This window comes from Paenibacillus sp. J45TS6 (assembly GCF_018403285.1).
Classification (GTDB): Bacteria; Bacillota; Bacilli; order Paenibacillales; family Paenibacillaceae; genus Paenibacillus.
Genome location: NZ_BOSJ01000119.1, coordinates 1 through 239 on the forward strand (window position 1 = coordinate 1; position 239 = coordinate 239).

Annotated in this window: 1 rRNA gene; it reads right to left on the minus strand. The window is 51.9% G+C overall.

Annotated elements, in window-relative coordinates:
• A 16S ribosomal RNA gene (locus KJS58_RS25285) occupies nucleotides 1-239 on the minus strand; the annotation flags it as partial.

The window sequence follows — 239 nt, forward strand, 5'->3', positions numbered from 1 at the left end:
TGCTGGCAACTAAGATCAAGGGTTGCGCTCGTTGCGGGACTTAACCCAACATCTCACGACACGAGCTGACGACAACCATGCACCACCTGTCTCCTCTGTCCCGAAGGAAAGATCTATCTCTAGACCGGTCAGAGGGATGTCAAGACCTGGTAAGGTTCTTCGCGTTGCTTCGAATTAAACCACATACTCCACTGCTTGTGCGGGTCCCCGTCAATTCCTTTGAGTTTCAGTCTTGCGAC